The sequence below is a fragment of the Streptomyces sp. NPDC046925 genome (assembly GCF_040644915.1).
GTDB lineage: Bacteria > Actinomycetota > Actinomycetes > Streptomycetales > Streptomycetaceae > Streptomyces.
On sequence record NZ_JBEYWZ010000017.1, the window covers coordinates 70,211 to 96,116 of the forward strand.

Annotated in this window: 28 protein-coding genes and 1 riboswitch; of the genes, 15 read left to right on the plus strand and 13 right to left on the minus strand. The window is 71.0% G+C overall.

Annotation, left to right across the window (positions count from 1 at the left end):
* Positions 1 to 12: 12 nt before the first annotated feature.
* Together ABZ906_RS41130 and ABZ906_RS41135 are read left to right on the plus strand one after the other, a co-directional pair.
* Positions 13 to 918: a DUF6114 domain-containing protein gene (locus tag ABZ906_RS41130; protein ID WP_361391795.1), complete on the plus strand. Its 906-nt coding sequence runs from the start codon at positions 13 to 15 to the stop codon at positions 916 to 918.
* Positions 915 to 1,850, plus strand: coding sequence for a hypothetical protein (locus ABZ906_RS41135; RefSeq protein WP_361391607.1), 936 nt, complete (start codon positions 915 to 917; stop codon positions 1,848 to 1,850). Before ABZ906_RS41130 ends, ABZ906_RS41135 begins: the two co-directional genes overlap by 4 nt.
* Here ABZ906_RS41135 and ABZ906_RS41140 read toward each other — a convergent pair.
* Entirely contained in the window at positions 1,828 to 1,989 is a 162-nt protein-coding gene (locus ABZ906_RS41140) for an SCO1431 family membrane protein (RefSeq protein WP_361192204.1), read from the minus strand. The genes ABZ906_RS41135 and ABZ906_RS41140 overlap by 23 nt on opposite strands.
* Positions 1,990 to 2,305: 316 nt before the next feature.
* Between ABZ906_RS41140 and ABZ906_RS41145 the strand changes: the two genes are divergently transcribed.
* From ABZ906_RS41145 to ABZ906_RS41175, 7 genes are all read left to right on the plus strand, one after another.
* Positions 2,306 to 3,787 (plus strand): M1 family metallopeptidase, encoded by a 1,482-nt coding sequence (locus tag ABZ906_RS41145; RefSeq protein WP_361391610.1) that lies wholly within the window; start codon positions 2,306 to 2,308, stop codon positions 3,785 to 3,787.
* A 126-nt stretch (positions 3,788 to 3,913) separates the two neighbouring features.
* Positions 3,914 to 4,141: a hypothetical protein gene (locus ABZ906_RS41150; RefSeq protein WP_361391613.1), complete on the plus strand. Its 228-nt coding sequence runs from the start codon at positions 3,914 to 3,916 to the stop codon at positions 4,139 to 4,141.
* 151 nt (positions 4,142 to 4,292) lie between these two features.
* The gene (locus ABZ906_RS41155) at positions 4,293 to 4,607 is read left to right on the plus strand and encodes a hypothetical protein (RefSeq protein ID WP_361391616.1); all 315 of its coding nucleotides are present in this window, start codon (positions 4,293 to 4,295) and stop codon (positions 4,605 to 4,607) included.
* Positions 4,604 to 5,965 (plus strand): hypothetical protein, encoded by a 1,362-nt coding sequence (locus tag ABZ906_RS41160; RefSeq protein ID WP_361391619.1) that lies wholly within the window; start codon positions 4,604 to 4,606, stop codon positions 5,963 to 5,965. The genes ABZ906_RS41155 and ABZ906_RS41160 overlap by 4 nt, the downstream gene beginning before the upstream one ends.
* 8 nt (positions 5,966 to 5,973) lie before the next feature.
* The gene (locus ABZ906_RS41165; protein ID WP_361391622.1) at positions 5,974 to 6,387 is read left to right on the plus strand and encodes a hypothetical protein; all 414 of its coding nucleotides are present in this window, start codon (positions 5,974 to 5,976) and stop codon (positions 6,385 to 6,387) included.
* Positions 6,374 to 7,006, plus strand: a complete 633-nt coding sequence (locus tag ABZ906_RS41170) for a hypothetical protein (protein WP_361391625.1) — start codon at positions 6,374 to 6,376, stop codon at positions 7,004 to 7,006. The genes ABZ906_RS41165 and ABZ906_RS41170 overlap by 14 nt, the downstream gene beginning before the upstream one ends.
* A 42-nt stretch (positions 7,007 to 7,048) precedes the next feature.
* On the plus strand, positions 7,049 to 7,690 hold the full coding sequence (locus ABZ906_RS41175) for a hypothetical protein (protein ID WP_361391628.1): 642 nt from the start codon (positions 7,049 to 7,051) through the stop codon (positions 7,688 to 7,690).
* 49 nt (positions 7,691 to 7,739) lie between these two features.
* On the opposite strand, the gene ABZ906_RS41180 is transcribed toward ABZ906_RS41175, so the two are convergent.
* Positions 7,740 to 9,104 carry a peptidase C39 family protein gene (locus tag ABZ906_RS41180; protein WP_361391630.1) on the minus strand — a complete coding sequence of 455 codons (1,365 nt, stop codon included), beginning with the start codon at positions 9,102 to 9,104 and terminating at the stop codon, positions 7,740 to 7,742.
* A 204-nt stretch (positions 9,105 to 9,308) separates the two neighbouring features.
* Here ABZ906_RS41180 and ABZ906_RS41185 point away from each other — a divergent pair, with 204 nt between their 5' ends.
* The gene (locus ABZ906_RS41185; RefSeq protein WP_361391633.1) at positions 9,309 to 9,941 is read left to right on the plus strand and encodes a hypothetical protein; all 633 of its coding nucleotides are present in this window, start codon (positions 9,309 to 9,311) and stop codon (positions 9,939 to 9,941) included.
* 445 nt (positions 9,942 to 10,386) lie between these two features.
* Complete coding sequence (locus ABZ906_RS41190) at positions 10,387 to 12,258, plus strand: AAA family ATPase (protein ID WP_361192230.1); 1,872 nt, start codon at positions 10,387 to 10,389, stop codon at positions 12,256 to 12,258.
* Positions 12,259 to 12,279: 21 nt separating this feature from the next.
* Here ABZ906_RS41190 and ABZ906_RS41195 read toward each other — a convergent pair whose 3' ends face one another.
* The 10 genes from ABZ906_RS41195 to ribD form a co-directional block, all read right to left on the minus strand.
* Positions 12,280 to 13,356 carry a hemolysin family protein gene (locus ABZ906_RS41195; protein ID WP_361391636.1) on the minus strand — a complete coding sequence of 359 codons (1,077 nt, stop codon included), beginning with the start codon at positions 13,354 to 13,356 and terminating at the stop codon, positions 12,280 to 12,282.
* Positions 13,353 to 14,696: a hemolysin family protein gene (locus ABZ906_RS41200; RefSeq protein WP_361391639.1), complete on the minus strand. Its 1,344-nt coding sequence runs from the start codon at positions 14,694 to 14,696 to the stop codon at positions 13,353 to 13,355. Before ABZ906_RS41200 ends, ABZ906_RS41195 begins: the two co-directional genes overlap by 4 nt.
* Before the next feature lie 198 nt (positions 14,697 to 14,894).
* Positions 14,895 to 15,341, minus strand: coding sequence for a PH domain-containing protein (locus tag ABZ906_RS41205; protein WP_361391642.1), 447 nt, complete (start codon positions 15,339 to 15,341; stop codon positions 14,895 to 14,897).
* A gap of 23 nt (positions 15,342 to 15,364) precedes the next feature.
* Positions 15,365 to 16,213 (minus strand): ATP phosphoribosyltransferase, encoded by an 849-nt coding sequence (hisG, locus tag ABZ906_RS41210; RefSeq protein WP_361192240.1) that lies wholly within the window; start codon positions 16,211 to 16,213, stop codon positions 15,365 to 15,367.
* A 52-nt stretch (positions 16,214 to 16,265) separates the two neighbouring features.
* A complete protein-coding gene (locus ABZ906_RS41215; RefSeq protein WP_055564821.1) occupies positions 16,266 to 16,538 on the minus strand; it encodes a phosphoribosyl-ATP diphosphatase in 273 nt (90 codons plus the stop codon).
* Between the two features lie 35 nt (positions 16,539 to 16,573).
* Entirely contained in the window at positions 16,574 to 17,059 is a 486-nt protein-coding gene (gene ribH, locus ABZ906_RS41220; RefSeq protein ID WP_361192242.1) for a 6,7-dimethyl-8-ribityllumazine synthase, read from the minus strand.
* A 39-nt stretch (positions 17,060 to 17,098) separates the two neighbouring features.
* The gene (locus ABZ906_RS41225; RefSeq protein WP_361391645.1) at positions 17,099 to 18,397 is read right to left on the minus strand and encodes a bifunctional 3,4-dihydroxy-2-butanone-4-phosphate synthase/GTP cyclohydrolase II; all 1,299 of its coding nucleotides are present in this window, start codon (positions 18,395 to 18,397) and stop codon (positions 17,099 to 17,101) included.
* Positions 18,394 to 18,981, minus strand: a complete 588-nt coding sequence (locus tag ABZ906_RS41230; protein ID WP_361192744.1) for a nicotinamide mononucleotide transporter family protein — start codon at positions 18,979 to 18,981, stop codon at positions 18,394 to 18,396. The genes ABZ906_RS41225 and ABZ906_RS41230 overlap by 4 nt, the downstream gene beginning before the upstream one ends.
* 56 nt (positions 18,982 to 19,037) lie before the next feature.
* Positions 19,038 to 19,673, minus strand: a complete 636-nt coding sequence (locus ABZ906_RS41235) for a riboflavin synthase (protein WP_361391647.1) — start codon at positions 19,671 to 19,673, stop codon at positions 19,038 to 19,040.
* Position 19,674: 1 nt separating this feature from the next.
* Entirely contained in the window at positions 19,675 to 20,745 is a 1,071-nt protein-coding gene (gene ribD / locus ABZ906_RS41240) for a bifunctional diaminohydroxyphosphoribosylaminopyrimidine deaminase/5-amino-6-(5-phosphoribosylamino)uracil reductase RibD (RefSeq protein ID WP_361391798.1), read from the minus strand.
* Positions 20,746 to 20,955: 210 nt separating this feature from the next.
* Positions 20,956 to 21,086: riboswitch (FMN riboswitch) on the minus strand.
* A 132-nt stretch (positions 21,087 to 21,218) separates the two neighbouring features.
* Between ribD and ABZ906_RS41245 the strand changes: the two genes are divergently transcribed.
* The 3 genes from ABZ906_RS41245 to ABZ906_RS41255 all read left to right on the plus strand — a co-directional run bounded on the left by ABZ906_RS41245 (position 21,219) and on the right by ABZ906_RS41255 (position 23,431).
* Positions 21,219 to 22,109, plus strand: a complete 891-nt coding sequence (locus ABZ906_RS41245; protein WP_361391650.1) for an RNA polymerase sigma-70 factor — start codon at positions 21,219 to 21,221, stop codon at positions 22,107 to 22,109.
* Between the two features lie 66 nt (positions 22,110 to 22,175).
* Positions 22,176 to 22,925, plus strand: a complete 750-nt coding sequence (locus ABZ906_RS41250; protein ID WP_361192252.1) for an NAD(P)H-binding protein — start codon at positions 22,176 to 22,178, stop codon at positions 22,923 to 22,925.
* On the plus strand, positions 22,922 to 23,431 hold the full coding sequence (locus ABZ906_RS41255; RefSeq protein ID WP_361391653.1) for a hypothetical protein: 510 nt from the start codon (positions 22,922 to 22,924) through the stop codon (positions 23,429 to 23,431). The genes ABZ906_RS41250 and ABZ906_RS41255 overlap by 4 nt, the downstream gene beginning before the upstream one ends.
* On the opposite strand, the gene ABZ906_RS41260 is transcribed toward ABZ906_RS41255, so the two are convergent.
* Positions 23,364 to 24,548 (minus strand): ROK family transcriptional regulator, encoded by a 1,185-nt coding sequence (locus ABZ906_RS41260; protein ID WP_361391656.1) that lies wholly within the window; start codon positions 24,546 to 24,548, stop codon positions 23,364 to 23,366. The two genes, ABZ906_RS41255 and ABZ906_RS41260, sit on opposite strands and share 68 nt — an antisense overlap.
* 96 nt (positions 24,549 to 24,644) lie before the next feature.
* Between ABZ906_RS41260 and ABZ906_RS41265 the strand changes: the two genes are divergently transcribed.
* A complete protein-coding gene (locus tag ABZ906_RS41265) occupies positions 24,645 to 25,865 on the plus strand; it encodes an MFS transporter (protein WP_361391659.1) in 1,221 nt (406 codons plus the stop codon).
* Positions 25,866 to 25,906 lie beyond the last annotated feature (41 nt).

The window sequence follows — 25,906 nt, forward strand, 5'->3', positions numbered from 1 at the left end:
CTCGACCGGCGGCTGCCGCTGCGCGAGCCGCGCCGGGTGCTGCGCGCGTGGCGGCGCACCCGGCCCTTCTGGGGCGGCCTGCTGCTCGTCCTGGGCGGCGCCGAGCTGCTCCTGGTGCCGCTGTCGCCGCTGACGGTCCTGGTCAGCCTGGGGCTCGGCGGGCTCGCGGCGATCGGGATCGGCCTTGCCCTGATCGCCGCCGGGATCTTCCTGTGGCTGCTGCCGCACGCCCACCACTATGTGAGCGTCAACGCCCTGATCCTCTCGGTGCTCTCCTTCGCGGCCACGAATCTCGGCGGGTTCCTGGTGGGCATGGTGCTCGGGATCATCGGCAGCGCGATGGGGTTCGGCTGGACGCCGGTGCCCGAAGGGACGGAGGAGGAGCGCGAGCGGCCCCGGGTGCGCGACGGGCAGGGCACGCGGACGCTCGGCGTGCTCCTTCCGGTCGTCGTCGTGGGGGCGACGCTGTGGGGCGGCACTCCGGCGAAGGCGGCCCCCGGTGAGGCGATCGTGGCGGCGCGCACTCCGCCGACGGTGACCACCACGCTCTTCTCGCCGCAGGGCTTCACGCTGGCCGGTGTGCGCGAGATCCCCACGGCCGACGGGCCGTTGAAGGTCATGGTGCTGCGCATGAAGGCGGCGTCGCTCACCGACTACCGGCTCACGACGCGCGACGGGAGCAGGGAACTCTCCCTGGGCGCCGACACCTTGGACCTGGACGGCTCCGTCACGCTCTATCTGACGAAGTTCAGGGGCTGCCTGGAGGGGCTGCTCTGCGTGACCTTCACGCCCGACAAGCTGCCGGTGCCGCCCGTCGTACCGCCATTCGTCTTCATGACCGACGTGGAGGCCGAACAGGCCCTGGTGACATCGGACGTGATCGTCGCGGGCGGTCTCACCCTGAAGGCGTCGGCATGATCCAGATCCAGGCCGCCCTGTTCTGGGCGTACGCGATCGGTGCGACGTTCGCGCTCTCCGCGGGACGGCAGCTGCAGGTGTGGGAGCGGATCAACGCGGGTGAGGGGCCGCGGACGCGCAGCCGCGCCGCCAATCCGTATCTGGCGCTCACGGCGCTCTTCGCGGCGGTCCTGCTGGTCCCGACGGGGCTCTTCCTGCTCTGGCAGAACCCGGCATGGGCGACCATGCACGTCGCGGACGGGCACGACGGGGTGTGGGCGGGGTTCGTGCTCTTCTACGCGGGAGGCATCCCCGTCGCGGCGATCCTCGGGTTCCTGGTGGCGCAGGGGCTCGTCCTGGTGGGGGCGGGCTACTGGGCGTATCTCCAGTGCGTGGGCGGGTACTTCCTGCTCTTCGGGACGCTGGTGCACGGCTGGGACGGCCGGGGGTACGAGCGGTTCTTCTCCGCCGGGGCCGGGGACTTCACGGGCTGGCGGCAGGACAGCGTGGTCAACCACGTACTGGACTTCCTGACGTCAGGGACGTTCCTCGCGCTGCTGGTCTTCGGCGCGGCCGTGATCGGCACGATGCTGCTCACGGAGATCGGCTGGCTGATGGAGGGCTGGTCGCTGCCCGGGGCCGACGAGGACCGCAAGGTGCACCGGTTCCTGGCGATCGCCGTCGCGGCGGCCGGGGTGTACGGCCTGCCGTTCGCCGGGGCGCTCGTCGCGAGCGTCCTCGTCCGCCTCCTGGGCGGGTGGATCGGCCTGCCGCTCTTCGCGGTCGTCGCCGGGCTGACGCTGCTGGCGCGGCGCTCGCCCGTGCGATGGCTCTACGGGCTCGTGGGCGTGCCCCGGCGGCACTGGCGGGCGGACCTGGATCCGGTCCTGGAAGGCGAGGGTCAGGAGACCCGGGGTCGAGAGACCCGGGTCACATCAGACCGATCTGCGTGACGAGCATCGCGAGGACGACGACGAGCGTCCAGCCGAGGACGTGCTCGAGGACCTTGGGGCCGTCCTCGTCGGGGCCGCCGGTGCGGGTCGTCGCGCGGGGCTGTGCGGTGGCGGTGGCAGCGGCTGTGGCAGCGGTCATGGCATCACTCGATACGTATGCGTCACGCCTCTCGACGCGACGTCCGGCAGCGGACTCCCCCCACTGACCCATCCACCTTGCCATCGGATCGCGCCGCCGCGGGAGAGAGCTTGGTCACTGGCCCGCCGGATCCCGTACGGCCCGGGCCGCGGGCATCCCGAACGACCCGGGCCGCGGGAATCCCGAACGACCCGGGCCGTGGAATCCCGTACAACTCGGGCGAAGAGATGTGCGTCTCACTACAAGCGGCGGGGCACACCCCCAAGCGCACCCCCGCTGACTCGTCCGCGCAACCTTCTGACCGAAAGGTTTCCCGATGAGCTCGTACCGGACGCCCCGCCGCAGGGCTCGGCTCGCCCTCGCGGCAGCCGTCACCGTGACGGCGGCCCTCACCGGGACGGTGTCGCAGGCCGCGCCGTCCGCATCCGGCACTCCGACACCCGGGGCCGCCGGCCTCGGCGACCCGATGTTCCCCCTCGACGGGAACGGCGGGTACCGCGTCGACCGCTACACCCTGGACTTCGACTGGCAGGCACCGAGAACGCCGTTCGAGGCGACAGCGACGATCAAGGCCACCGCCACGCAGTCGCTCTCCCGCTTCAACCTCGACTTCGGGGGCAACACCCTGCACGGCGTGAAGATCGACGGCACGGCCGCGCGCACCTCCCGCGCGGGGGACGAGCTGACGGTCACGCCCAAGTCCCCGATCACCAAGGGCCGTACGTTCACCGCCAAGGTCACGTACACCGCCGACCCGACGCAGACGCGCCACCGGGACGACGCCATCGAGGACTACGGCTGGATACCCACCGCCGACGGCACGGTGGTCTACCCCCAGCCGAACGGGGCCCGGCTGATCTTCCCGGCGAACGACCACCCCAGCCAGCGGGCGCCGATCACCTTCCGCATCACCACGCCGAAGGACCTGACGGCGGTCGCCAACGGCAAGCTGGTCGAGCGGGCGGAGCGTCCCGGTGACCGGGTGCGCTGGACGTACGACTCCGAGCAGCCGCTGTCCACGCAGCTGGTGCAGCTGGCGGTCGGCAAGTTCAAGCTGGTCGACGGCGAGGGCCCCGGCGGTCTGCCGCTGCGGGACGTCGTCCCGGACGCCCTGGTCGAGCCGACGGCCGAGTACCGCAAGCTGACCCCGGACCATCTCGCCTGGCTCCAGGAGAAGCTCGGCCCCTACCCCTTCGACCGCTACGGCCTCCTGGTCGGCGACACGGACCTGGGTGTCGCCCTGGAGACGCAGACGCTCTCGCTCATCCCGAAGGCCGACCTCCTGGGCACGAAGGTCGACGCCGAGCGGAACATGGTGCACGAGCTGACCCACCAGTGGTTCGGCGACAGCGTCGCCCTCAAGAGCTGGTCGGACCTGTGGGTGAGCGAGGGGCACGCCCGCTTCTACGAGCGGATGTACTCCGAGGAGCACGGCGGCGACAGCTTCGAGGCCGCCATGAAGACCGCCTACGCGGCCCACGACCAGTGGCGCCGCGACTACGGCGCCCCCGCCGAGCCGACCGAGCCGAACCTCTTCAAGCGCATGCGCTACGACGGCTCGGCCCTGGTCCTGTACGCCCTGCGGGAGCAGGTCGGCGAGGCGACGTTCCAGAAGATCGAACGGGCATGGGTGACCGGCTTCCGCGGGAAGACCGCGAGCACCCGGCAGTACATCGACCTGGCGTCGAAGGTAGCGGGACAGGACCTCTCGGGCTTCCTGAAGCCGTGGCTGTACGGCTCGAAGACCCCGCCGATGCCGGGGCACCCGGACTGGGTGGTGGATCCGGTCCAGGGCTGAGCTCCCTGATCGCGGCGTTCGTGTGCGGCGCGGCGTTCGTGTGAAGCACGCCGTCCGCCGCTCGTGCACCGGGATCCGCGGGTGATCCACGGGTACGGTGGGCCTCCCGTCGAGCTGGGAGGTCTCATGTCGGACGACGAGGACTACGCGAACAACGCAAACAGCACGGGCGCCGCAAACAGAGCGGACAACGAGCAGGACCGCGAACGACCGCCGCTCCTCGGCACGGAAATGCGGGAGGCGACGCTGCCCGACGGCTCTCAGGCAGTGGTCGTCGTACAGGCCGGCACCTCCCAGGACGAGGTGGACGCGAAGGCGGCCCGCCTGCGCCGGGGCGCACCCGAGGCGAAGTAGCCCGTTCCGGACAACGGCCCCTCCCGCATCAGCGGGAGGGGCCGTCGTGCTGATGATCGGATCCACCCCGTCGGTTACGATCCCCGGGTCATGAACTGAACAAGCTCTGCGGCCTGCCCGGTACAGCGGTCGGGTCACGGGAGGGAGAGCTGTGTCCGGTAGCGACCTCACGGTCGACTATGAGTTCCTGAGCGGTTGCGAACGCCAACTCGGCAATCTGCACACGACGTTCAAGGACATCGAGAACCGTCGTGACGACATGGAGAAGCACTGGGGTGCCGGGAACGTCGCGGACGCCATGGGTGATTTCGTCGACAACTGGGACGACTACCGCACCAAGCTGATCGAGGGCCTGGAATCGACCGGCAAGCTCGTCGCGGAGACGAAGAAGGCCTTCGAGAAGCTGGACGAGGAACTCGAGAAGCAGACCAAGGGCAAGGGCAAAGGCGAGGGGAAGGGCCGGTGACCACAACGGCATCCAAACGCCGCCCCGTCGACTGGGAGCCGCTGTGCGAGACCGACCCCGTTCCCGGCGACCCGGAGGAGATCCGGGAAGAGGTCCGGCACATGGTGTCGGTCGCCGAGAAGCTGCGTAAGCAGGCAGGGAACCTCAAGGCCATCTCGGACGAGGACAAGCTCAAGGGAAAGTACGTCCAGCGGCTGCGGGAGGACTCCGGCACGCTGGAGAAGCACATGCGGGAGGTGGCTTCCCGGTACGAGCGCGTCCACGGGCACCTCACCAAGTGGGCGAACAAGCTGGAGGACCACCAGGACGACGCCGACCGGATTCTGCGCGAGGCCAAGGAGAAGCACGCCGAGGTCGAGCGGGAGAAGGCCAAGGAAGCCGAGAAGGCGGACAAGGACAAGGACAAGAAGCCGAACCCGTCGGAGAGCGGAGCTGACGGCGACCCGCTGCAGTCGTACAGAACGCGCCTGAGCACCGTCACCGGGAACCGCGACAGCGACGCGAGCCACTGCGCAGGCAAGATCAATGACGAGATCGACGACGTCATCGAGGACTCGTGGTGGGACAACGTCAAGGGCTGGGTCCATGACAACGCGGACATGATCAAGGCCTTCATCGACATTCTCGGCTGGATCGCGACCGGGCTCGGCTTCCTGGCGCTGCTCATTCCGGGTCTGAACCTGGTCATCCTGGGGATCGCGGCCCTCACGATCGGACTCAGACTTCTCCTGGTGGCCTCCGGGGACGCCACCTGGACGGATGTCATCTTCGACGTCGTGGGCGGACTGCTCGTGGTGGGTGGCCTCGGTGCCGCCGCGAAGCTCGCCAATGGCGCCAAGGCCACCGCCGGCGCCGCCCAGGCCGCCAGGACCGCCGGTCTGAGCCGAGGGCTCAGCGGCGTCAAGGGCGTCATGGACGACATGGGCCGGTTGATGACCAAGCTGCCGGAAGGGGCGGGGAAGACGGCCATCGGCGGAGCCCGTAACGCCATGCGCAAGTCCATCTCCCAGAATGTCGGCCTGGTCGCCAAGGGGCCGCTGCGGGTCAGCCCGCTGTCGACCGTGCTGCACCTCGGCGACAAGGAGATGGCCGGCATGGCGAAGATGCTGCAGGCGAACAAGGCCACGTTCCCGGCGGCCGCGGGGGCCGCCGCGGACAAGGCGTACAGGTCCTATCAGGCGGGCCTCGGCGTCGCCTGGACCGGCATGGGGATGGACGTCGTGGACAAGACGCTGGGCAAGAGCGACCTGACGAGCGTGACCTCCGAGAAGTTCGGAACCGGCGAGAAGCCCTACAACGCGGGTTACTCCGACTGGAAGGACAACACCCTCAAGCCCGCCCCCGACACGCACTGGTAGGAACGACCATGGACCTGCACTCGGCGCAACGCATTGCCGAGGCCGAAGCCGCTCGCACCGGACTCGGCACCGGCCCCAACCGTCGGCTCCGGCTGACCCTGATCATCGGCATGCCCCTGTTCCTGCCGGTACTGGGGATCATGATCCTGGTACCGAAGTCCCTGATGAACGACGTCCTTTACGTCTATGAGGCCGCGATCGTCGGCTGCCTTCTGCACTACGTCTGGGTCTTCGCGAAGTACCCGCGATACGCGGGCCGTCCGCCCTACCTCACCCGGGATCTCGCCATGGGCGGCGGCTTCTTCCTGCCCTCGCTGTTCTTCGGCTTCTGGCCGGGCATGATCGCCGCACCGGCGTGGGCGCTCTTCGTCGGCGTCGCCTATGCCCTGGAAGGGAGGCGGGAGCGCCATGACCACCGCTGAGCACCGCAGGGCCCCGAACGGCTTCAACCTGGTGCCGCCGCCCGGCTGGGACGTGATTCCGCTGGAGACGGGGACCCGGGAGGCGATGGACCGCATCGTCCGCAAGGCCGTCGCGCAGCTGCCCGTCGGTTTCCCCAAGGACGACATTCCCAAGGCCCGCCTGAAGCTCATGCAGGAGATGAAGAAGGTCGTCCGCCGGGCCAGTGCCAAGGGCGGAATGACCCTCTACCTCCCTACCGAGCCTCTCCACGGCATCACGCTGCCGGCCTCGATCGTCGCCTCCGAACCGATCGAGATTCCGCGGGTCACACCCGACAGGGGCCCGGAAGCGGTCCTGGCCGCACTCGCCTCCGAGACCCCCGGAGCCGAGATCCGGGAGCTCGACGACACCGCGGCTCTGCGCTCGGAGAAAGAGGTGCCCGCCGACCCCGCCCAGGGCGTCGAGGTCGCACACCGCCGGGTCGAATACTTCGTGCCCGTCCCGGAGAGCACCCCCGACAAGTACCTGACCTTCTCCTTCAGTGCCCTGATCGCGCCCGGTTCGGACCCCGCCTTCCATGACACCCTCGTGGAACTGTTCGACGCCGTCATGAGCACCTTCCGCTGGAGCTATGCCTGAAGCTCCCCCCTCTGCTCGCGCCCCCGACGAAAGAGACCGCGCATGTCCGAAGGCACCCTGTGGAGCACCGACCTCGGTGCCCCTCTGCACGTCGACACGGATGCCAACCCAAACCTCTGGGGCTATCTGCACCTACAGATCGACAAGCGGACCTTCAAGGAATGGCTGGACCTGCATCTGACCGGTCTGGCCGCCGTCCACGACATCGAGCTCACCCGCAAGCTCCGCAAGTTCCACAAGAACTTCTACGAGCAGACGGTGGTGACGCTCCGGGACAAGCTCGGAGCCGACGAGGCGTTCATCTACCACCCCGTCCCGCTGACCTCCATGCCCCTGGTCGTGCACGCCACCCGCATCCACTGCGACGCCCCCGACGCGGCCTCCTGCGAAGGGCTCACCGCGCCCACCGTGCCGCACCCGGAGATCCCCGAGTGGCAGCAGCGAACCGGCAGCATTCCGTTCGCCTCCCCTCACCTGGGCGCGGACGGGGTCCGGGTCACGCTCTCGTACCCCGCGGACAGCAGCATCATGATGACCTCGGTGACGTACCACTGGCACACCCCGCCCGGCGTCCCCGACGTCAGTCTGCGCGGGCACCACGACGATCCGGAGGTCATTGCCGCGGCCATCGAGCCCCTGGACGACTTCGCGCGGACGCTCCGGTTGCCCGGGGCTGCCACGTAACCAGCACGAGGCCCCCTCTCCGTCAGCGGAGAGGGGGCCTCGTGCTGCGTCAGTGGATCCCCACCCCGGCCAGCGCCGCCTTCTGCTTCGCCGAGAGTTTCACCGGGAAGTACAGATAGCAGACGCCTCCCGTGCCGGAGACGACCTTGCCCGTGGAGTTGTAGCGCTTGGTGCGCAGCCAGATGTTCTCCCACTCCCGGCGCTTGTAGATCCGGCGCACCGCCGCGTTGCTGTCGGACGCCGGGTCGTTGGCGATCACGTCGCCCTTCGACGTGAAGCCGATGACCGTCATCAGATGGCCCGCCGTGCCGTAGCCGGCGCCCGTCAGCTCCTCCTTGAGGAACGACTGGGACGTTATGACCGGGATACCGGCGGCGATCAGCGACTCCAGCTCGGTGAGCGAGGCGAGGCGCGTGACGACGCCCTGCATGTCCTTGTACGTCGCCGCGTAGGCCGAGTTGAAGGGCCAGTTGCCGCAGCCCGCGTACTGGTAGTCGAAGGTGTATCGGGCCGCGTGGCACACCTGGGGGTCCGCATAGGACGGGTCGACCCAGGCGAGGTCGGCGGCGGTCGGCTTGCGGCCCCAGAACTCGACGATCATCTGCGACGAGGTGGGGCTGCACCAGGCCTCGCCGCCGTTGTCGTACTCGGGATACTGCCCGGCGTGGATCTCCTGCGAGTAGCGCGGGACCTTCAGTTCCTTGGTGAGCCCCGGCTTGGACGCCGGGACGGTGAAGCGGTCGGGCACCGCGGACGCCATCGCGCCGAGCCGCCACACCGTGGGGGTCTGGGTGGCGCCCGGCTTGCGGTACAGGGTCAGACGCAGTTGGTACGAGGCCAGGCGCAGCCCCGTCGTCGTGTCGTCGATGGAGAAGGTGTCCGTCCAGATGCTGGATTTGCCGTCGCTCTGGTCGTCGACCGACGTACGGCGGATGTCCTTCTCCTTGTCGTCGCCCGAGGTCCAGCGGCCGAGGACGTACCAGGGAGTCTTCGCCTTGTCCGAGTACGTTCCCCGGAGCTCGACCTGGAGCCACGTCCCGGTCGGCGTGCGGGCGTTCCAGGACGCGACGACCTCCGTCGCGGGCACGGTGGGGCGGTGCACGGGCGAGGTCCACCGGGCGTACTCCCAGGTGGCGGTCTTGCCGGTGTGCGGGTCGGCGTAGTCGGTGCGGCCTGCGGCCTCGGCGATCTCCACGGCCGGGCGGGCCCCGGACACGGCGCGGGTGCCTTCGGCAGTGCCGGCGCTCCAGTCCGCGTGCGAGGCCCAGAAGCGGTTGCTCACCGGCCGCTTCGCGCGCGGGGCACCACGCAGGCCGGTCGAGGCGAGCGCGGGGCTCGCCGTGGCGGCGAGTGCGGCCACGGCTGCGGCCGTGGCGAGGACGGTTCTGCGGGACATGTCATCAGCTCGGTCCATGGCGGGACCCCCAGTCGACGTGGGCTCCGGACGGATCCGGAAGGGGCAGGTCAGATGCACGGCGGTAGGCCAACTATGGCTGCTGCACGCCGACTTCTGCCAGCGCTCGGACCACCACCGTGTCCGCCAATATTGGCCTCGACCACTGGCGTGAGCAGGCACGGCGCGCGGAGCAGCGGATTCCGCACCCGTACGCTGGACGGGATGACCGCACACGCCACTCCCCTGTCCCGCGTCGCCGCGGATCTGCTGGCCCTGCCGCCCTCCTGCGGCCCCGTCCGTCTCGTCGCCGTCGACGGGCACGCGGGCTCCGGCAAGTCGACCTTCGCCGACCGCCTCGCCGAGGCCCTGGGCGGCGCGCCCGTGCTGCGCCTCGACGACATCGCGAGCCACGACGAGCTGTTCGGCTGGACGGAGCGGCTGCGCCGGGAGATCGTCGGGCCGCTCTCGCGCGGCGAAACGGCGCGCTACGAGACGTACGACTGGAACGCCCGCCGCTTCGGGCCCCGGGGGCGCTCCCTGCCGCCCGCTCCGGTGGTCCTCGTCGAGGGCGTCGGAGCGGGACGCCGCGCGCTGCGCCCGTTCCTCGCGTGGCTGCTGTGGATGGAGTTGCCCCGCGAGGAGGCTTGGGGCCGGGGGCGTGATCGGGACGGGTCGGTCCAGAGCGACTTCTGGGACGGGTGGGAACCCGCGGAGCGCCGGCACTTCGCACAGGACCCTTCACGCCCCTTCGCTCAGTCTTTGGTGCGACAGTGGCGCGAGGGATATGAGGTAGTGCAGGGGCCGAATGAGACGGCTGCGCAGAGCCAAATCGTCACGCAGAGTGAGGGACTGTAGGCGGTGCGCTGAACCAGCGGAAAGTGACTTCCGGAAGTTCTCATGAGTTTCCATGAGTGCCTCAACTCTGCTTGACCGAGGGCCCTTACAGGACTTACGTTCTGAATGTGCGGCCTTTCGGGGCCGCCCGCAGACGCGAAGCCCCCGGTTGTTCCCCCGTGATCGGGGGCTTCGTTCTGCCTCCTGACCTCGCATACCGGACGCTACGAGCCGCTTTTCGCTCACCCTCGGTGACGACGAGGCTTCCCTTCACCTGCCTGATCCCGCGCTGCGGCACCCTACGGCCGAGTGCTCCTCCGCAGGTACGATGCCCCTCGGTGCGTCTTACGGACGGCTGCTCTGCGCACCGGTTCAACGTCCGTCCGCAGCACGGCGGTTCAGCGAAGTTGCCGACGGGCACCGGTCCGGCGGTACACAAACGGGGGCACGGTTTGTGGGGGACGTGATGGACTTCGACGCGGTGGGCTCACCCGCCCCGGCCGACCTCGCCTGGCTGAGGGGCGTCGACGCCTACACGATGGGCGCCTATCCGCAGGCGGAAGAGGAGTTCCGGGCGGCGGTGCGGATGGATCCGGCGATGGCCGACGGCTGGCTCGGACTGCACGCGCTGCGCATCGACACGACGACGGCACTGCTGCGGATGTTCCAGCACAGGGACAGATTCGGGGAGCAGCGCACCCGGCACGGGCGCACGCTCAACTCCTGGTACTGGCTGGGCTGGTGGGTGCAGCCCGTCCTGGAGAGCACGCGCGATCTGCTGCTCGCGCACGCGTCGCACTGGCTCGACGGACGCCATGTCCCGGAACTGGACCGGGCGTTGGCGGGTCTGCCGCCGGTGGACGCGGATCCGCAGGTGCGGTTCCTGCACGCCTGCCGTTCCTACCTGGTCAAGGACTGGGAGCAGCTGGTCAGGCACACGGACTCGCTGATCGACGACACGATGCTCGGCATCGAGGCCGGCCTCTTCGGCGGCATGGCCCGCGTCCGCCTGGAGATGTACGGCCAGGCAGAACCGCTCCTGTCCGCCGCCCTCATGCGGTGCCGCAGCGAGCAGCCGCAGCGCAAGGAGCTGCGCTACTGGCTGGCGAGGGCGCACGAGGGCACGGGCCGCTCGGCGGCCGCCATGCCGCTGTACCGCGCGGTGCACCGGGTGGACCCCTCCTTCATGGACACCTCCGCGCGGCTCGCGGCCATCGCCGAGGGCGACGGGTACGACGAGGTCACCGACCTGGCGGCGATCGCCCTGACCGGCTTCGGACAGGACGCGATGGAGGGCCCGGACGGGATCGACCCGCTCTTCGGCACCGAGGGCCGCGACCTGAAGCTCACCGAACCCGACCTGCCCCCGGGCGGCGGCCCCGCCGAGACCGACTCCGTGCGCGAGAAGGCGGTCATCCCCGTCCAGCCGGGCATCTCCCAGCTGCCGCCGGGCCCCACCGACCCCGCGCTCCTGGAGGCCGCGCTCGCCGAACTGGAGGGCATGGTCGGCCTGGAGCCGGTGAAGCGGCAGGTCAAGGCGCTCTCGGCGCAGCTGAACATGGCACGCCTGCGGGCCGCGCAAGGACTGCCCGTACAGCCGCCGAAACGACACTTCGTCTTCTCCGGGCCCTCGGGCACCGGCAAGACCACGGTGGCCCGCATCCTGGGCAGGGCGTTCTACGCCCTCGGTCTGCTCGGCGGCGACCATCTGGTGGAGGCGCAGCGCGCGGACCTGGTCGGCGAGTACCTGGGCCAGACGGCCGTGAAGGCCAACGAACTGATCGACTCGGCGATCGGCGGCGTCCTCTTCGTGGACGAGGCCTACTCCCTCTCCAACTCAGGCTACGGCAAGGGCGACGCGTACGGCGACGAGGCCCTCCAGGTGCTCCTCAAGCGCGCCGAGGACAACCGCGACCACCTGGTCGTGATCCTCGCGGGCTACCCCGAGGGCATGGACCGCCTGCTCGCCGCCAACCCGGGACTCTCCTCGCGCTTCACCACCCGCGTGGACTTCCCCTCGTACCGCCCCCTGGAGCTCACCTCCATCGGCGAGGTCCTGGCCGACGAGAACGGCGACGTGTGGGACGAGGAGGCCCTGGACGAACTGCGCTCCATCAGCGGGCACGTCGTCGACCAGGCGTGGATCGACGAGCTCGGCAACGGCCGCTTCCTGCGCACGCTCTACGAGAAGAGCTGCGCCTACCGCGACCTGCGACTCTCCGGCTATCCCGGCGAGCCGAGCCGTGACGACTTGTCGACACTGCGGCTCCCCGACCTGATGCAGGCGTACGGCGAGGTGCTCTCGGGGCGGGGGCCGCAGGACCCGCCGGGGGTCTGAGGCCCCGCCCCGCACGCCCGCTCACACCAGGGCGCCGTCCCTGGACTCCTTGGGCTTGCGCGGAACCGCGACCCGGTGAGCCGGGTCGCGGACCTCGCCGACCAGGAGTTCGAGGACGTCCTCCAGGGCGACCAGGCCGAGCACCTTGCCCGACGCGTCGGCGACCTGCGCCAGATGCGTCGCGGCGCGGCGCATCACCGTCAGGGCGTCGTCCAGGGGAAGCTCGGCGCGCAGCGTCGTCATCGACCGCCAGACCTGCTGCGGCACCGCGCGGTCGGCCTCCGCGCCGTCGGTCAGATCCAGTACGTCCTTCACGTGCAGGTAGCCCATGAAGGCGCCGTTCTCCGCGCGGACCGGGAAGCGGGAGTAACCCGTGCGCCCGGTGAGCTCGATGACCTGCGACGGGGTGACCCCGGCGCCCACCGTCACCAGCGACGCCCGGTCGAGCAGGACGTCCGTCACCGGACGCGAGCCCAGTTCGAGGGCGTCCTCCAGGCGCTCCTGCTCCTCGGGTTCGAGCAGTCCAGCCTGGCCCGAGTCACCGACGAGCCGGTTGAGCTGCTCGCTGGTGAAGACGGCCTCGACCTCGTCCTTGGGCTCGACCCCGAAGAGCTTGAGGACGAGCCGCGCGCACGCCCCGAGCGCCGCCGTGACCGGACGGCAGAGGCGGGCGAAGGCGACGAGGCCCGGGCTGAACCAGAGCGCGGTCTTCTCCGGGGCGGCCATCGCGAGGTTCTTCGGGACCATCTCGCCGACCACGAGGTGGAGGAAGACCACCACGGCGAGCGCGATGGCGTACCCCAGCGGATGGATCGCCCCTTCGGGGATGTGCGCCGCCTCGAAGACGGGCTCCAGGAGATGCGCGACGGTCGGCTCGGCGACCGCGCCCAGCGTCAGCGAGCACACGGTGATGCCGAACTGGGCGGCCGCCATCATCTGCGGCAGGTTCTCCAGGCCGTGGAGGACCTGGCGGGCCCGCTTGCCGTTCAGCGGTTCGATCTGGCTGCGGCGCACGGAGACGAGCGCGAACTCGGCCCCCACGAAGAAGCCGTTGGCGAGGACGAGCAGGAGGGCGAACAGGAGTTGGAGCATGCTCATCGGGCGGCCTCCGCCACACTCATGACGTCCGGGGTCGGTGCCGTGCGTACGAGACGGACCCGCCCGGCGCGGTAGCGGTCCACCTGCCGCACCGCGAGCCGCCAGCCGGGCAGTTCGGCCCGGTCACCGGGGACGGGGATGCGGCCGAGCAGGTCGGCGACGAGTCCGGCCACGGTCTCGTACGGTCCTTCGGGGACGTCGAGCCCTATCCGCTGGAGCGTGTCGACGCGGCAGCTGCCGTCGGCGTCCCACGCGGGGCTGCCGTCCTCGGCCGGGGCCACGGCGATGTCGGGCAGGTCGAGAAGGTCGTGCTCGTCGCGGACCTCACCGACGAGCTCCTCGACGATGTCCTCCAGGGTGACCACTCCGGCCGTGCCGCCGTACTCGTCGACGACGACGGCTATGGGCTGCTGACTGCGCAGCTGTTCGAGGAGTTGCTGCACGGGCAGCGTCTCCGGGACCAGGAGCGGCGTCTGCGCGATGCGTCCCACGGGCGTTCTCAGGCGTTCGTGGGCGGGGACCGCGAGGGCGTCCTTGAGGTGCACCATGCCGACGATCTCGTCGATGCGCTCGCTGTAGACGGGAAAGCGCGAGAGCCCGGTGGCCCGGGTCAGGTTCACCACGTCCTCGGCGGTCGCCGAGGTCTGCAGCGCGCTGACCTTCACCCGCGGGGTCATGACGTGCTGCGCGGTCAGCTCGCCGAGGGAGAGCGTACGGACGAACAGGTCCGCTGTGTCCTGTTCGAGGGCGCCGGCCTGCGCCGAGTGCCGGGCGAGGGAGACCAGTTCGCCGGGGGTGCGGGCCGAGGCCAGCTCCTCGGCGGGCTCGACGCCCAGGAGCCGTACGAGCCGGTTGGCCACGGCGTTCAGGAGGGCGATCACAGGTCGGAAGAGACGCGAGAACACATGCTGCGGGCCCGCGACGAACCGTGCGACCTGGAGCGGCTTGGACACCGCCCAGTTCTTCGGGACCAGTTCGCCGATCACCATCTGCACGGCGGAGGCGAAGAGCATGCCCACCACCACGGAGACGCCCGGTACGGCGCCTTCCGGGAGGCCGGTCGCCGTGAAGGGACCCGCGAGCAGTTGTGCGAGGGCCGGCTCGGCGAGCATGCCGACCACGAGTGAGGTGATGGTGATGCCGAGCTGGGTGCCGGAGAGCTGGAAGGACAGCTCCTTGAGGGCGTCGACGACCCCGCGGGCCCGTCGGTCGCCGTCCGCGGCGGCCTTCTCGGCGTCCGGGCGCTCGACGGTGACGAGCCCGAACTCGGCGGCCACGAAGAAGCCGTTGGCGAGAATCAGCAGGAATGCCGCCCCGAGAAGCAGCAGGGACGTGGTCATGCCGCCGCCTCCCTGGTCTGACCTGTCCCGGTATGTCGGGAGGGGGCGGCGCATGTACTACAGGACGAACCGTCCATCGCCGGAGGGAGTCACTCCTCGGGTAGCAGGAGCCCCTGTGGACCGGGCGGGCCCGACAGGGGCGGGGCGGCACACCATGCGTGCCCCGCCACCAGATTAATCAAGACCCGGCCACCTACGTCAGCCCTGCGGGGCGCGGTCCTCGGCGAGGGCACGCAGCGCACGGGCGTCGCTGATGGCCCGCTGCTTGGCGATGCCCGGCTGGATGCCCATGACGGGGAGGCTGGTGCCGTCGCTGAGATTGAGGAACACCCACGGGTCGCCGGGACGCAGATTGACCTGGACGATCTCGGCCCAGTCCAGGCGCCTGCTGGTGGCGATGTTGACGACGGTCACGCCGGATTCGTCGGCGACGACCTTGGGCCTGCTCAGGAGCGCGAGCACACCGAAGAGCAGCACGCCGGTGAAGATGAAGCTGAGCCGCTCCCCCGCGCTGAGGCCGGGGATGAGCAGCGAGATCACCGTGAGCACCACGAGGATCGCGGCACCCGCGGTGAGCAGGACCGCCCGGGTCCGGCCCGGCCGGAAGGTGACGGGCAGGGCGGGGGTGTCGGACTGCTGGGTCATGGCCGGGGTCTCCTGCCGGGTAATCAGAGGCGGCAGGCGTGGATGGCCGTGGTCAGGATGGCCCGCGCCCCGATGGCGTACAGGTCGTCCATGATCCGCTGGGCCTCCTTGGCCGGGACCATGGAGCGGACGGCGACCCAGCCCTCGTTGTGCAGGGGCGAGATCGTCGGCGACTCCAGGCCGGGCGTGAGGGCGACGGCCTGCTCCAGGTGCTCGGCCCGGCAGTCGTAGTCCATCATCACGTACGACCGGGCGACCAGGACGCCCTGGAGGCGGCGCAGGAACTGCTGCACCTTCGGGTCGTCGGTGTCGGCGCCGGTGCGGCGGATGACGACCGCCTCCGACTTCATGATCGGCTCGCCGAACACTTCGAGGCCCGCGTTGCGCAGCGAGGTGCCGGTCTCCACGACGTCCGCGATGACCTGCGCGACGCCCAGCTCGATGGCGGTCTCCACCGCGCCGTCCAGGTGGACGACGGAGGCGTCGACGCCGCTGTCTGCGAGGTGCTTGGCGACGATTCCCTCGTACGAGGTCGCGACGGTCTTGCCCGCGAGGTCCGCGATGGTGCTCGCGGTGCCCGGCTTCGCGGCGAAGCGGAAGGTGGAGCGTGCGAAACCGAGCGGCAGGATCGTCTCGGCGTTCGCGCCGGAGTCGATCAGGAGGTCCTGGCCGGTGATGCCGATGTCGAGCTTGCCGGCCGAGACATAGATCGCGATGTCCTTGGGCCGGAGGTAGAAGAACTCGACTTCGTTGTCCGGGTCGACGAGGACGAGCTCCTTGGACTCCTTGCGCTGCTGGTATCCGGCCTCATGGAGCATCGCCGACGCAGGTCCGGACAGTGAACCCTTGTTGGGGACGGCGATGCGCAGCATGAGGTCGGATTCCTTTGCGTGACGGGAGAATCGGGCGGTGGGAGCGTACGGCTCAGAGGTGGGCGTACACGTCGTCGAGGGAGATGCCGCGGGCGACCATCATCACCTGCACGTGGTAGAGGAGCTGCGAGATCTCCTCGGCCGCGGCTTCCTTGCCCTCGTGCTCGGCGGCCATCCAGACTTCGGCGGCCTCCTCGACGACCTTCTTGCCGATGGCATGGACGCCCTTGTCGACCAGCTCGGCGGTGCGCGACGTGGCGGGGTCGCCGTTGGCTGCCTTGTGCTGGAGCTCGGTGAAGAGCTCCTCGAAAGTCTTCTTGGACATGATGGCTCTTACTTTACGCGGCTCTCCGGACCCGCTCACCGCCAGGGTTCGGAGATCGTACGCAGCGTGGTCGCGGTGGCCACGGCGGCGGTGACCGCCTCGTGGCCCTTGTCCTCGCGCGAGCCCTCGATGCCCGCCCTGTCCAGGGCCTGCTCCTCGGTGTCGCAGGTGAGGACGCCGAAGCCGACGGGCACTCCGGTGTCCACCGTCACCTGGGTCAGCCCCTGGGTGACGCCCTGGCACACGTACTCGAAGTGCGGGGTTCCGCCGCGGATGACGACGCCGAGGGCCACGATCGCGTCGTAGCCGCGTCCGGCGAGGACCTTGGCGACGACCGGCAGCTCGAAGCTGCCGGGCACGCGCAGGACGGTCGGCTCGTCGATGCCGAGCTCGTGCAGGGCGCGCAGCGCGCCGTCGACGAGGCCGTCCATGACCTTCTCGTGCCACTGGGCGGCGATCACCGCGACCCGCAGGTCTCCGCAGTTCTTCACGCTCAGTTCGGGTGCACCCTTGCCGCTCACGCGCTTCTCCTGGTCGCTCGATGGTTCTTCGTACGTTGCTTACTGATTGCCGCAGGCGGACACCTCGGGGGCGTCCAGCCAGGGCAGGTCGTGACCCATCCGGTCCCGCTTGGTGCGCAGGTAACGGAGGTTGTGCTCGCCGGCCTTGACCGGCATGGGCTCGCGTCCGGTGACCTCGATGCCGTGCCGGACCACCGCGTCGGTCTTGTCGGGGTTGTTCGTCATCAGGCGCACGCTGCGGACGCCGAGGTCGTCCAGGATGCGGGCGCCCGCGCCGTAGTCCCTGGCGTCGGCGGGCAGGCCGAGCTCCAGATTGGCGTCCAGGGTGTCGCTGCCGCGCTCCTGGAGTTCGTAGGCGCGCAGCTTGGAGAGCAGGCCGATGCCACGCCCCTCGTGGCCGCGGAGATAGACCACGATGCCACGGCCTTCGTCCGTGATGCGCTGCATCGACGCTTCGAGCTGCGGGCCGCAGTCGCAGCGCAGGGAGTGGAAGACGTCGCCGGTCAGGCACTCGGAGTGGATGCGGACCAGGACGTCGTCGCCCTCGCCGATCTCGCCGTGCACGAGGGCGACGTGCTCGACGCCGTCGACGGTGGAGCGGTAACCGTACGCCGTGAACTCGCCGAAGGCGGTGGGCAGACGGACCTCGGCCTCGCGGCGGACCGTCGGCTCGGAGCTGCTGCGGTAGGCGATCAGGTCCTCGATGGAGATGATCGTCAGGCCGTGCTTGCGCGCGAAGGGGATCAGCTCCGGCAGGCGGAGCATCGTGCCGTCCTCGCCCGCGATCTCGACGATGGCCCCGGCCGGGCGCAGACCGGCGAGCCGGGCCAGGTCGACCGCGGCCTCCGTGTGGCCGTTGCGCACCAGGACGCCGCCGGACTTGGCGCGCAGCGGGAAGATGTGGCCTGGGCGCACGAAGTCGCCGGCCTCGTACGTGCCCGACGCGAGCATCTGGAGCGTGGTGGCGCGGTCGGCGGCCGAGATGCCGGTGGTGACGCCGTGCGCGCCGCTCGCGTCGACGGAGACCGTGAAGGCCGTGCGCATCGACTCGGTGTTGTGCTCGACCATCTGCGGGAGCTTGAGCCGCTCCAGCTCGTCGCCCTCCATGGGCGCGCAGATGAGGCCGCGGCACTCGCTCATCATGAAGGCGATGATCTCGGGCGTCGCCTTCTCGGCCGCGATGACGAGGTCGCCCTCGTTCTCGCGGTCCTCGTCGTCGACGACCACGACGGGCCGCCCGGCGGCGATGTCGCGGATGGCCGCCTCTACGGGGTCGAGGGCGAGGTCCGAGGCGTCCTCTTCGTGCCCGGTGCTGTACCAAACAGGTGCCGCGCTCATGCCGGGGCTCCTTCCATGACGGGCTGCGAGGACGCGCTGCGCGACCGCAGCCACCAGTCGCGCATGCCCCACAGGACGAGCGCGAGGTAGATGACGTACACGAGACCGGAGAAGGCGAGGCCGCTGCTGAACGCGAGCGGTACGCCGACCACGTCGACCAGGAGCCAGGCGAACCAGAACTCGACCAGACCGCGGGCCTGGGCGACCATCGCGGCGAGCGTGCCGACGAAGATGTACGCGTCGGGCCAGGGATTCCAGGACAGGTCGGGAACGGCGGAGAACAGGGCGCCGACCGCGAGGGTGCCGACGGCCGTGCCGCCCAGCAGCACCCCGCGCTCCTTCCAGGTCGCGAACCGGACGGCGATCGAGCCGTCCTGCGCCTGCTGCTTGCCGTTGCTCCACAGGCGCCAGCCCCACAGGGCCACGCCGATGACGAGCAGCTGCTTGCCGACACCGCCGGAGAGGTGGGCGGAGGCGTAGGCCCCGACGAGGATGACGCCGGAGAGGAACTGGGCGGGCCAGGTCCACACGGAGCGCCGCCAGCCGAGGGCGAGGGCGATCAGGCCGACGGTGTTGCCCACCATGTCGGACCAGATCACGTGCTGCCCGAAGGCCGTGAAGGCTTCGGAGTTGAGCCAGTTCACTTCGTGGCCTCCTGAGCGGGAGCGGCAGCCGGGGCAGCGGCGGCACGGTCGCCGAGCATGCGCTCGACGTACTTCGCGATGATGTCCACCTCGAGGTTGACCGGGTCGCCGGGCTGCTTGATGCCGAGCGTGGTCAGGGCGAGGGTGGTGGGGATGAGGCTGATGGTGAAGTAGTCGGGCCCGGCGTCGACCACGGTCAGGCTGACGCCGTCGACCGTGATGGAGCCCTTCTCCACCACGTAGCGGGAGAGGTCCGCGGGGAGCGAGATCTTGACGATCTCCCAGTTCTCGGAGGGCTTGCGGTCAACGATCTCGCCGGTGCCGTCAACGTGCCCCTGCACGATGTGGCCGCCCAGGCGGTCGCCCACGGCGGTGGGCCGCTCCAGGTTGACCCGCGAGCCCGCCGCGAGCGCGCCGAGGCTGGAGCGGTTCAGGGTCTCGGCCATCACGTCGGCGGTGAACTCCTCGCCCTCGTGCTCCACGACCGTCAGACAGACGCCGTTGACCGCGATGGAGTCGCCGTGCTTCGCGCCGTCGGTGACGACGGGGCCACGGACGCGGAAGCGGGACGCGTCGTCCAGGTTCTCGACGGCGGTGATCTCGCCCAGCTCTTCGACGATTCCGGTGAACACTTCAGTGCTCCTTCGCTACGAGGGTCGCGGTGACGCGCAGGTCGGGGCCGATACGGACGGTCTCGCTCACGTCGAGCCGCAACGCTTCGGTGATGGTCGTGATTCCGCCGCCGGTCAGGACGGCGGGGCCCGCGCCGAGCAGGACGGGGGCGAGGTAGGCGACGACGCGGTCGACGGCGCCCGCGGCGACGAAGGCTCCGGCGAGGGTCGGTCCGCCTTCGAGGAGCACGGAACGCACGCCGCGGGTGTGGAGCTCGTCGAGGAGGGCCGGGACGTCCAACCCGCCCTCGGCGCGGGGGAGTCGGACCGTTTCCGCCTGGCTCCCGGCGGTCACGTCCGCGGCGATCACGTTCTCCGCGATCGCGACGAGCGTGGGCGCCGTGTCGTCCAGGACGCGGGCGCCGGGCGCCACCGCGGTGCCGTTCGTGTCGACGACGACGCGCAGCGGCTGGACGGCGCCTTCGATGCCCCGCACGGCTAGGTGCGGGTCGTCGGCGCGCTGGGTGCCGGAGCCGACGACGACGGCGTCGCACTCGGCGCGCAGCCGGTGGACGTCGGCGCGGGCCCCGGCGGACGTGATCCAGCGGCTGCTGCCGTCGGCGGCGGCGATACGGCCGTCGAGCGAGGCCGCGTACTTCCAGGTGACGTGCGGGCGGCCGAGCCGCACGGAGGTCAGCCAGGCGGCGTTGCCCGCCGCCGCCTCGGCCTCCAGGAGCCCGGACTCCACGTCGACTCCGGCGGTGCGCAGTCGCTGCGCGCCCCCGGTCGCGGCGGGGTTCGGGTCGCCGACCGCGTAGACGACGCGGGCGATCCCGGCGTCGACGAGCGCCTGCGCGCAGGGGCCGGTGCGTCCGGTGTGGTTGCAGGGTTCGAGGGTGACCAGTGCGGTGGCGCCGCGGGCCTTCTCGCCGGCCGCGCGCAGGGCGTGCACCTCGGCGTGCGGGCCGCCGGCGCGCTGGTGGTAGCCCTCGCCGACGGTCTCTCCGGAGGCGTCGATGATCACGCATCCGACGACCGGGTTGGGGCTGGTGGAGCCGAGTCCGAGGGCGGCGAGCTCGATGGCGCGACGCATGGCGGTGCGCTCATGGTCGTTCGCTGCGGCTGCGGTGGCCACCGGGTCCTCCTGCCTCTTCGGGCACGGACTCCGGGGCCTGTCGATGACGACAGAATGTACGGACTGCGACACCGGGAGCGTCGCCGGAAACGAGACCTCTCCCGGGAGACCCGGAATCCGGGTATCCCAAAAACAAGCCACTCGGCGACGTGCACGAATGCCCGCCCGCCGCGCACTGCCTCCCATCCGGACTTTCACCGTCGGTCCAGGAATTTCACCTGGTCAACCGGCCGCTGGAAGCGGTCGGGTCGCGGACTGTAACCGCCGGTTCGGAATTACACCGACCCCGGAGTGCGCTGCTTTTGGTACGAGCCCAGTGTGCCACGCCTGATCGACGCCCATACGGGCGATGGCCTGTGGCCTGGCTCACAGCAGCGCGTGACAGCCCTCTGACCGGCGGTGACGGTCGGCCCTTCTGGCACGCTGAGCGCGTGACCACCGCAGCACTGGCCGAGGAATTCGAGTCGCACCGCCCTCGCATGTTCTCGCTCGCCTACCGCATGCTCGGCTCCGCCCAGGAGGCGGAGGACACCGTTCAGGACGCGTATCTGCGCTGGATCGGCGCGGATCGCGCGAGCGTGGGCCGGCCCGCCGCCTGGCTGGCCAAGGTCGTCACCAACCTCTGCCTGAACCGGCTGACCTCGGCCCGTGCGCGACGCGAGGAGTACGCGGGGCCCTGGCTCCCGGAGCCGGTCGTCACATCGGGCGGCGCGCTCGGTCCGCTGGAGTCGGCGGAACAGCGGGACGCGGTGTCGATGGCGCTCCTGATCCTGCTGGAGCGGCTGACGCCGGTCGAGCGTGCGGTGTTCGTGCTGCGGGAGGCGTTCGCGTACAGCCATCGGGAGATCGCCGGTGTGCTCGGCATCGGCGAGGCCAACTGCCGTCAGCTGTACCGCAGGGCGGTGCGGGCGGTGACCGACGGACGCACGCGGTTCGACGCGGCGGCGCGGCGGCGGGAGTCACTGGTGGAGTCGTTCGTCGCGGCGGCCCGCGAGGGGGATCTCGCGGGCCTGGAGAAGATGCTCGCGGCGGACGTGACGTGGTGGAGCGACGGCGGCGGCAAGGTGACCGCCGCGCGCCGGCCGATCCGGGGCCGCGACAAGGTGCTGCGGTTCCTGGTGGGCGGCATGGAGAACTTCGCGTACGCCATGGATCTCTCGTACGCCGAGGTCAACGGCGCGCCCGCGGTGGTGGCGCGGATGGCGGGGGCGGTCGTGGGCGTCGCGGCGTTCGTGTTCAGGGACGGCCTGGTCAGCGAGGTGCGGGCGGTGGTCAATCCCGACAAGCTGGGCTTCGTCGCGGGGCAGCTGTCACATTCCTGAGGGCTGCGCGGTTCTCAGCCGGTGACGGACGCCGTTCGGGCGTCCCCCTCACGAAGGAGCTCTCCCATGAGCACGATCCTGGTGACCGGCGGCACCGGAACGCTGGGCCGCCCGCTGGTCGGGCGGCTGCGCGCGGACGGACACGACGTGCGTGTCCTGAGCCGGCGCACTCCGCCGTACGCGGTCGACCTGCGGGAGGGCGGCCCGGGTCTCGACGCGGCCGTGGCGGGCGCGGACGTGATCGTGCACTGCGCGAGCGCGCCGCGCGGCGGGGACGAGCGGGCCGCGGGCCTGCTCGTCGAGGCAGCGCGGCGGGCCGGGGTCCCGCATCTGGTCTACATCTCGATCGTCGGCGTGGACCGGGTGCCGCTCGGCTACTACCGCGCGAAGCTCGCCGTGGAGAAGCTGGTCGAGGAGTCGGGTATCGGCTGGACGGTGCTGCGGGCGACGCAGTTCCACGACCTGGTCCTGAACATCCTGGAGACGTCGGCGAAGCTGCCGGTCATGCCGGTGCCCGCGGGCGTCAGCGATCAGCCGGTCGCGGTGGGCGAAGTGGCCCTGCGGCTCGCGGAGCTGGCGGCGGCGCCGCCCGCCGGCCGGGTCCCTGACATGGGAGGACCCGAGGTCCGCACGTTCGAGGACCTGGCCCGCGCCTATCTGCGGGCGACGGGAAAGCGGCGCCCGCTGCTGCCGGTCCGGCTCGCCGGAAAGACGTACCGCGCCCTGCGCGAGGGCGGCCATCTGACCCCCGGCCGGGCGGTGGGCGAGGGCACCTTCGAGGAATTCCTCGCGGCGCGTCAGGACGTGCGGCGATGAGCGGGAGGCCGACTCCGGAGGTGTCCGTGTCCGGCGGAGGCGGACACCCGGGTGCCGGGGCGGCCGGTGGCGGGTCGTCGTTGCTCCGGTGGGGGTTGGGGCTGCTCGCCCTGTCGCAGTTCGGCGTCGGGTTCTGGCAGTTGTTCGCACCCCGGTCCTTCTACGGCTCGCTGTGGGTCTCCGCGCTGCCGCCGTACAACGAGCACCTGATGCGTGACCTGGGCGCGATGGGGGTCGCCCTGGGGGTGGTCTCGGCGGCGGCCGCGCGCAGCATGGAGCCGCGTCTTGTCTCCGTGGCGCTGGTCGCCGATCTGACCTTCACCGTGCCGCACCTGGTCTTCCACTCCACGCATCCGGGCGGGCTCTCCGCGGGGTCGACGGTGATGCTGCTCGGCCTGCTCGGGGGCGCCGTCCTGCTCCCGGCCTGGCTGCTGTGGCTCAGCGCGCGGCGCCCGTCCCGGCCTGGTGGCGCGGACCGAACAGCTCGTCCTGCGCCGCGTCCCTAGCGGCGAGCAGCGCGCCGCGCAGTACCGCGGAGCCGCCGAGCGGGCTCGCCCGTACCTCGGTGTGCAGGGGTGACATGGCGGCGAGGCGGTCGGCCACCCGGGCGGCGAGCACGTCGCCGCCCGCGCGGCCGACCTCGCCGCCCAGGACCACGCAGCCGGGATCGAGGATCGCGGCCATGGCCGCGGCGCCGACGGCGATCCGGTCGGCCGCCGCGTCGAGGTAGGCCTCGTGCCCGGTCTCGGCGGCGTGGCGCACCACGTCGGCGGCGCTCGCGTCCGGCTTCAGGATCCCGTGCTCATCGCCAAGGTCACGGAACGCGGCGGCGCAGGCCAGCGAGTGGAAGCCGCCGTCACATCGGGTGGCGGAGGGCAGTTGCTCGGTGCCGGGCACCGGCAGGAAACCGATCTCGCCGGTGCCGCCGGACGCACCCCGGCGCAGTCGTCCGTCGAGCACGACGGCGGCGCCGACGCCCTCGCCGAGCCACAGGAGCACGAAGGTGTCGCGGTCGTGGGCGGCGCCTTCGCGCTGTTCGGCGCGGGCGGCGAGGTTGGTCTCGTTCTCCACGAGCACGCGGGCCGGGAGCCGCTCCTGGAGGGCTCCGGCGAGACGGCGGTGCCAGGCGGGGAGCCCGCTGGTGCCGCGCAGCTCACCGGTGGCGGGGTCGATGAGGCCGGGCGCGCCGATCGCCACGGTGTGCAGGCGCCGGACACCGCCGTCCCGTGCGGTGCGCTCGACGAGGGCGACGGCCCGCTCGACGGCGGTCCCGGTGCCGGTGTCGCCGCCGATGGGCGCGGAGGCCTCGGCGAGCACCGCGCCGAGCAGATCGGTGACGACCACGGAGACCCCGTCGGCGCGTACGTCGAGGGCGGCGAGGTGCGCCCGGTCGGCGACGATTCCGTAGAGCCGGGCATTGGGTCCCCGGCGCCGGGCACCCGCCTCCCCCACGACCGCTATCAGACCGGAGCCCTGGAGGCGCTCGACGAGGTCGGCCACCGAGGGCCGGGACAGGCCGGTGAGCTGCTTCAACTGGTTGGCCGTCAGCGGCCCTTCGCGCTGCAGGAGCCCCAGGGCGAGCCGGTCGTTGATGGCCCGGGCGGTGCTCGGTGATGCGGGCATGCCGGGATCCTTCCATAAACCTGCTAACTATCAGGCAGGGTTCCTGATAGTTTACGTCGCCGGAGCGGGGCGGTACTCGGGAGGGGCGGAGAGTCGATGAGTGAAGTGATCCTGGACGTAAGGCAGTTGAGGCGGGCGCGGTATGCCGTGGCCGCCGTCTTCTGTGTGCACGGCGCCGTCACCGGCTCCTTCGCGACCCGCGTGCCCTGGATCCAGGAGCACGCCGGGCTCAGCGCGGGCCTGCTCGGTATCGCCCTCGCCTTCCCCGCGATCGGCGCCTCCGTGGCGATGCCGCTCGCGGGCTGGGTCAGCCACCGCTTCGGCGCGCGGACGGCCCTGCGCGGGCTGCTCGCCCTGTGGACGATGGCCCTGATCCTGCCCTCGCTCGCCCCGAACCTGCTCACGCTCTGTGCGGCCCTGTTCGTGTACGGCGCGACGGCGGGCATGTCGGACGTGGCGATGAACGCCCTCGGTGTCGAGGTCGAGACCCGCATGAAGAAGTCGATCATGTCGGGCCTGCACGGCATGTGGAGCGTGGGCGCCCTGATCGGCTCCGCGGCCGGCACGGTCGCCGCGCATCTGGGCTCGGACGCCCGTCTGCACCACGCGCTCGCCGCGGTGACGCTCACCGTCATCGGCCTCGTCGCCTGCCAGGGCGTGCTCGATCTGCAGGCCGAGCCCGAGGAAGCGGCGCCGCCGCGCTTCTCGCTGCCGCCGAAGTCGGCGCTCCTGATCGGCGCGGTCGGCTTCTGCGCGGTCTTCGCCGAGGGCGCGAGCCTGGACTGGTCCGCGGTCTATCTGCGGGACGTCCTCGACTCCTCCGCCGGTGTCGCCGCCGCCTGCACCACCGGCTTCACCCTCACCATGGCGATCGCCCGGCTCGCGGGAGACGCGGTGGTCGACCGCTTCGGATCGGTCCGCACGGTGCGCACGGGCGGCGTGGTCGCGGCGCTCGGCGGACTGCTCGTGGTGGTGGCGCCGCATCCGGCGGTCGCCATGTGCGGCTTCGCGATGCTCGGGCTCGGCATCGCGGTCGTGGTGCCGCTCGCGTTCGCCGCGGCCGGGCGCAGCGGCCCCAATCCCAGCCAGGCCATCGCGGGCGTCGCCACCATCACGTACACGTCGGGTCTGATCGCCCCGTCGGCGATCGGCACGCTCGCCGACGCGACGAGCCTGGTGGTCTCCTTCGGCCTGGTGACGGTCCTTGCCTGCGGGCTCGCGGTGTTCGCGGGTGTCCTGCGCACGGAGGGCCGCGAGGCCGGAGCGGCCGCTTCCGCGGATGCCGCGGGCTCAGCGGCGCCGGGCCCGCGCCCCTGAGCCCGCCGCCGCACCCGCGCCCGCGCCCGTATCCGCATCCG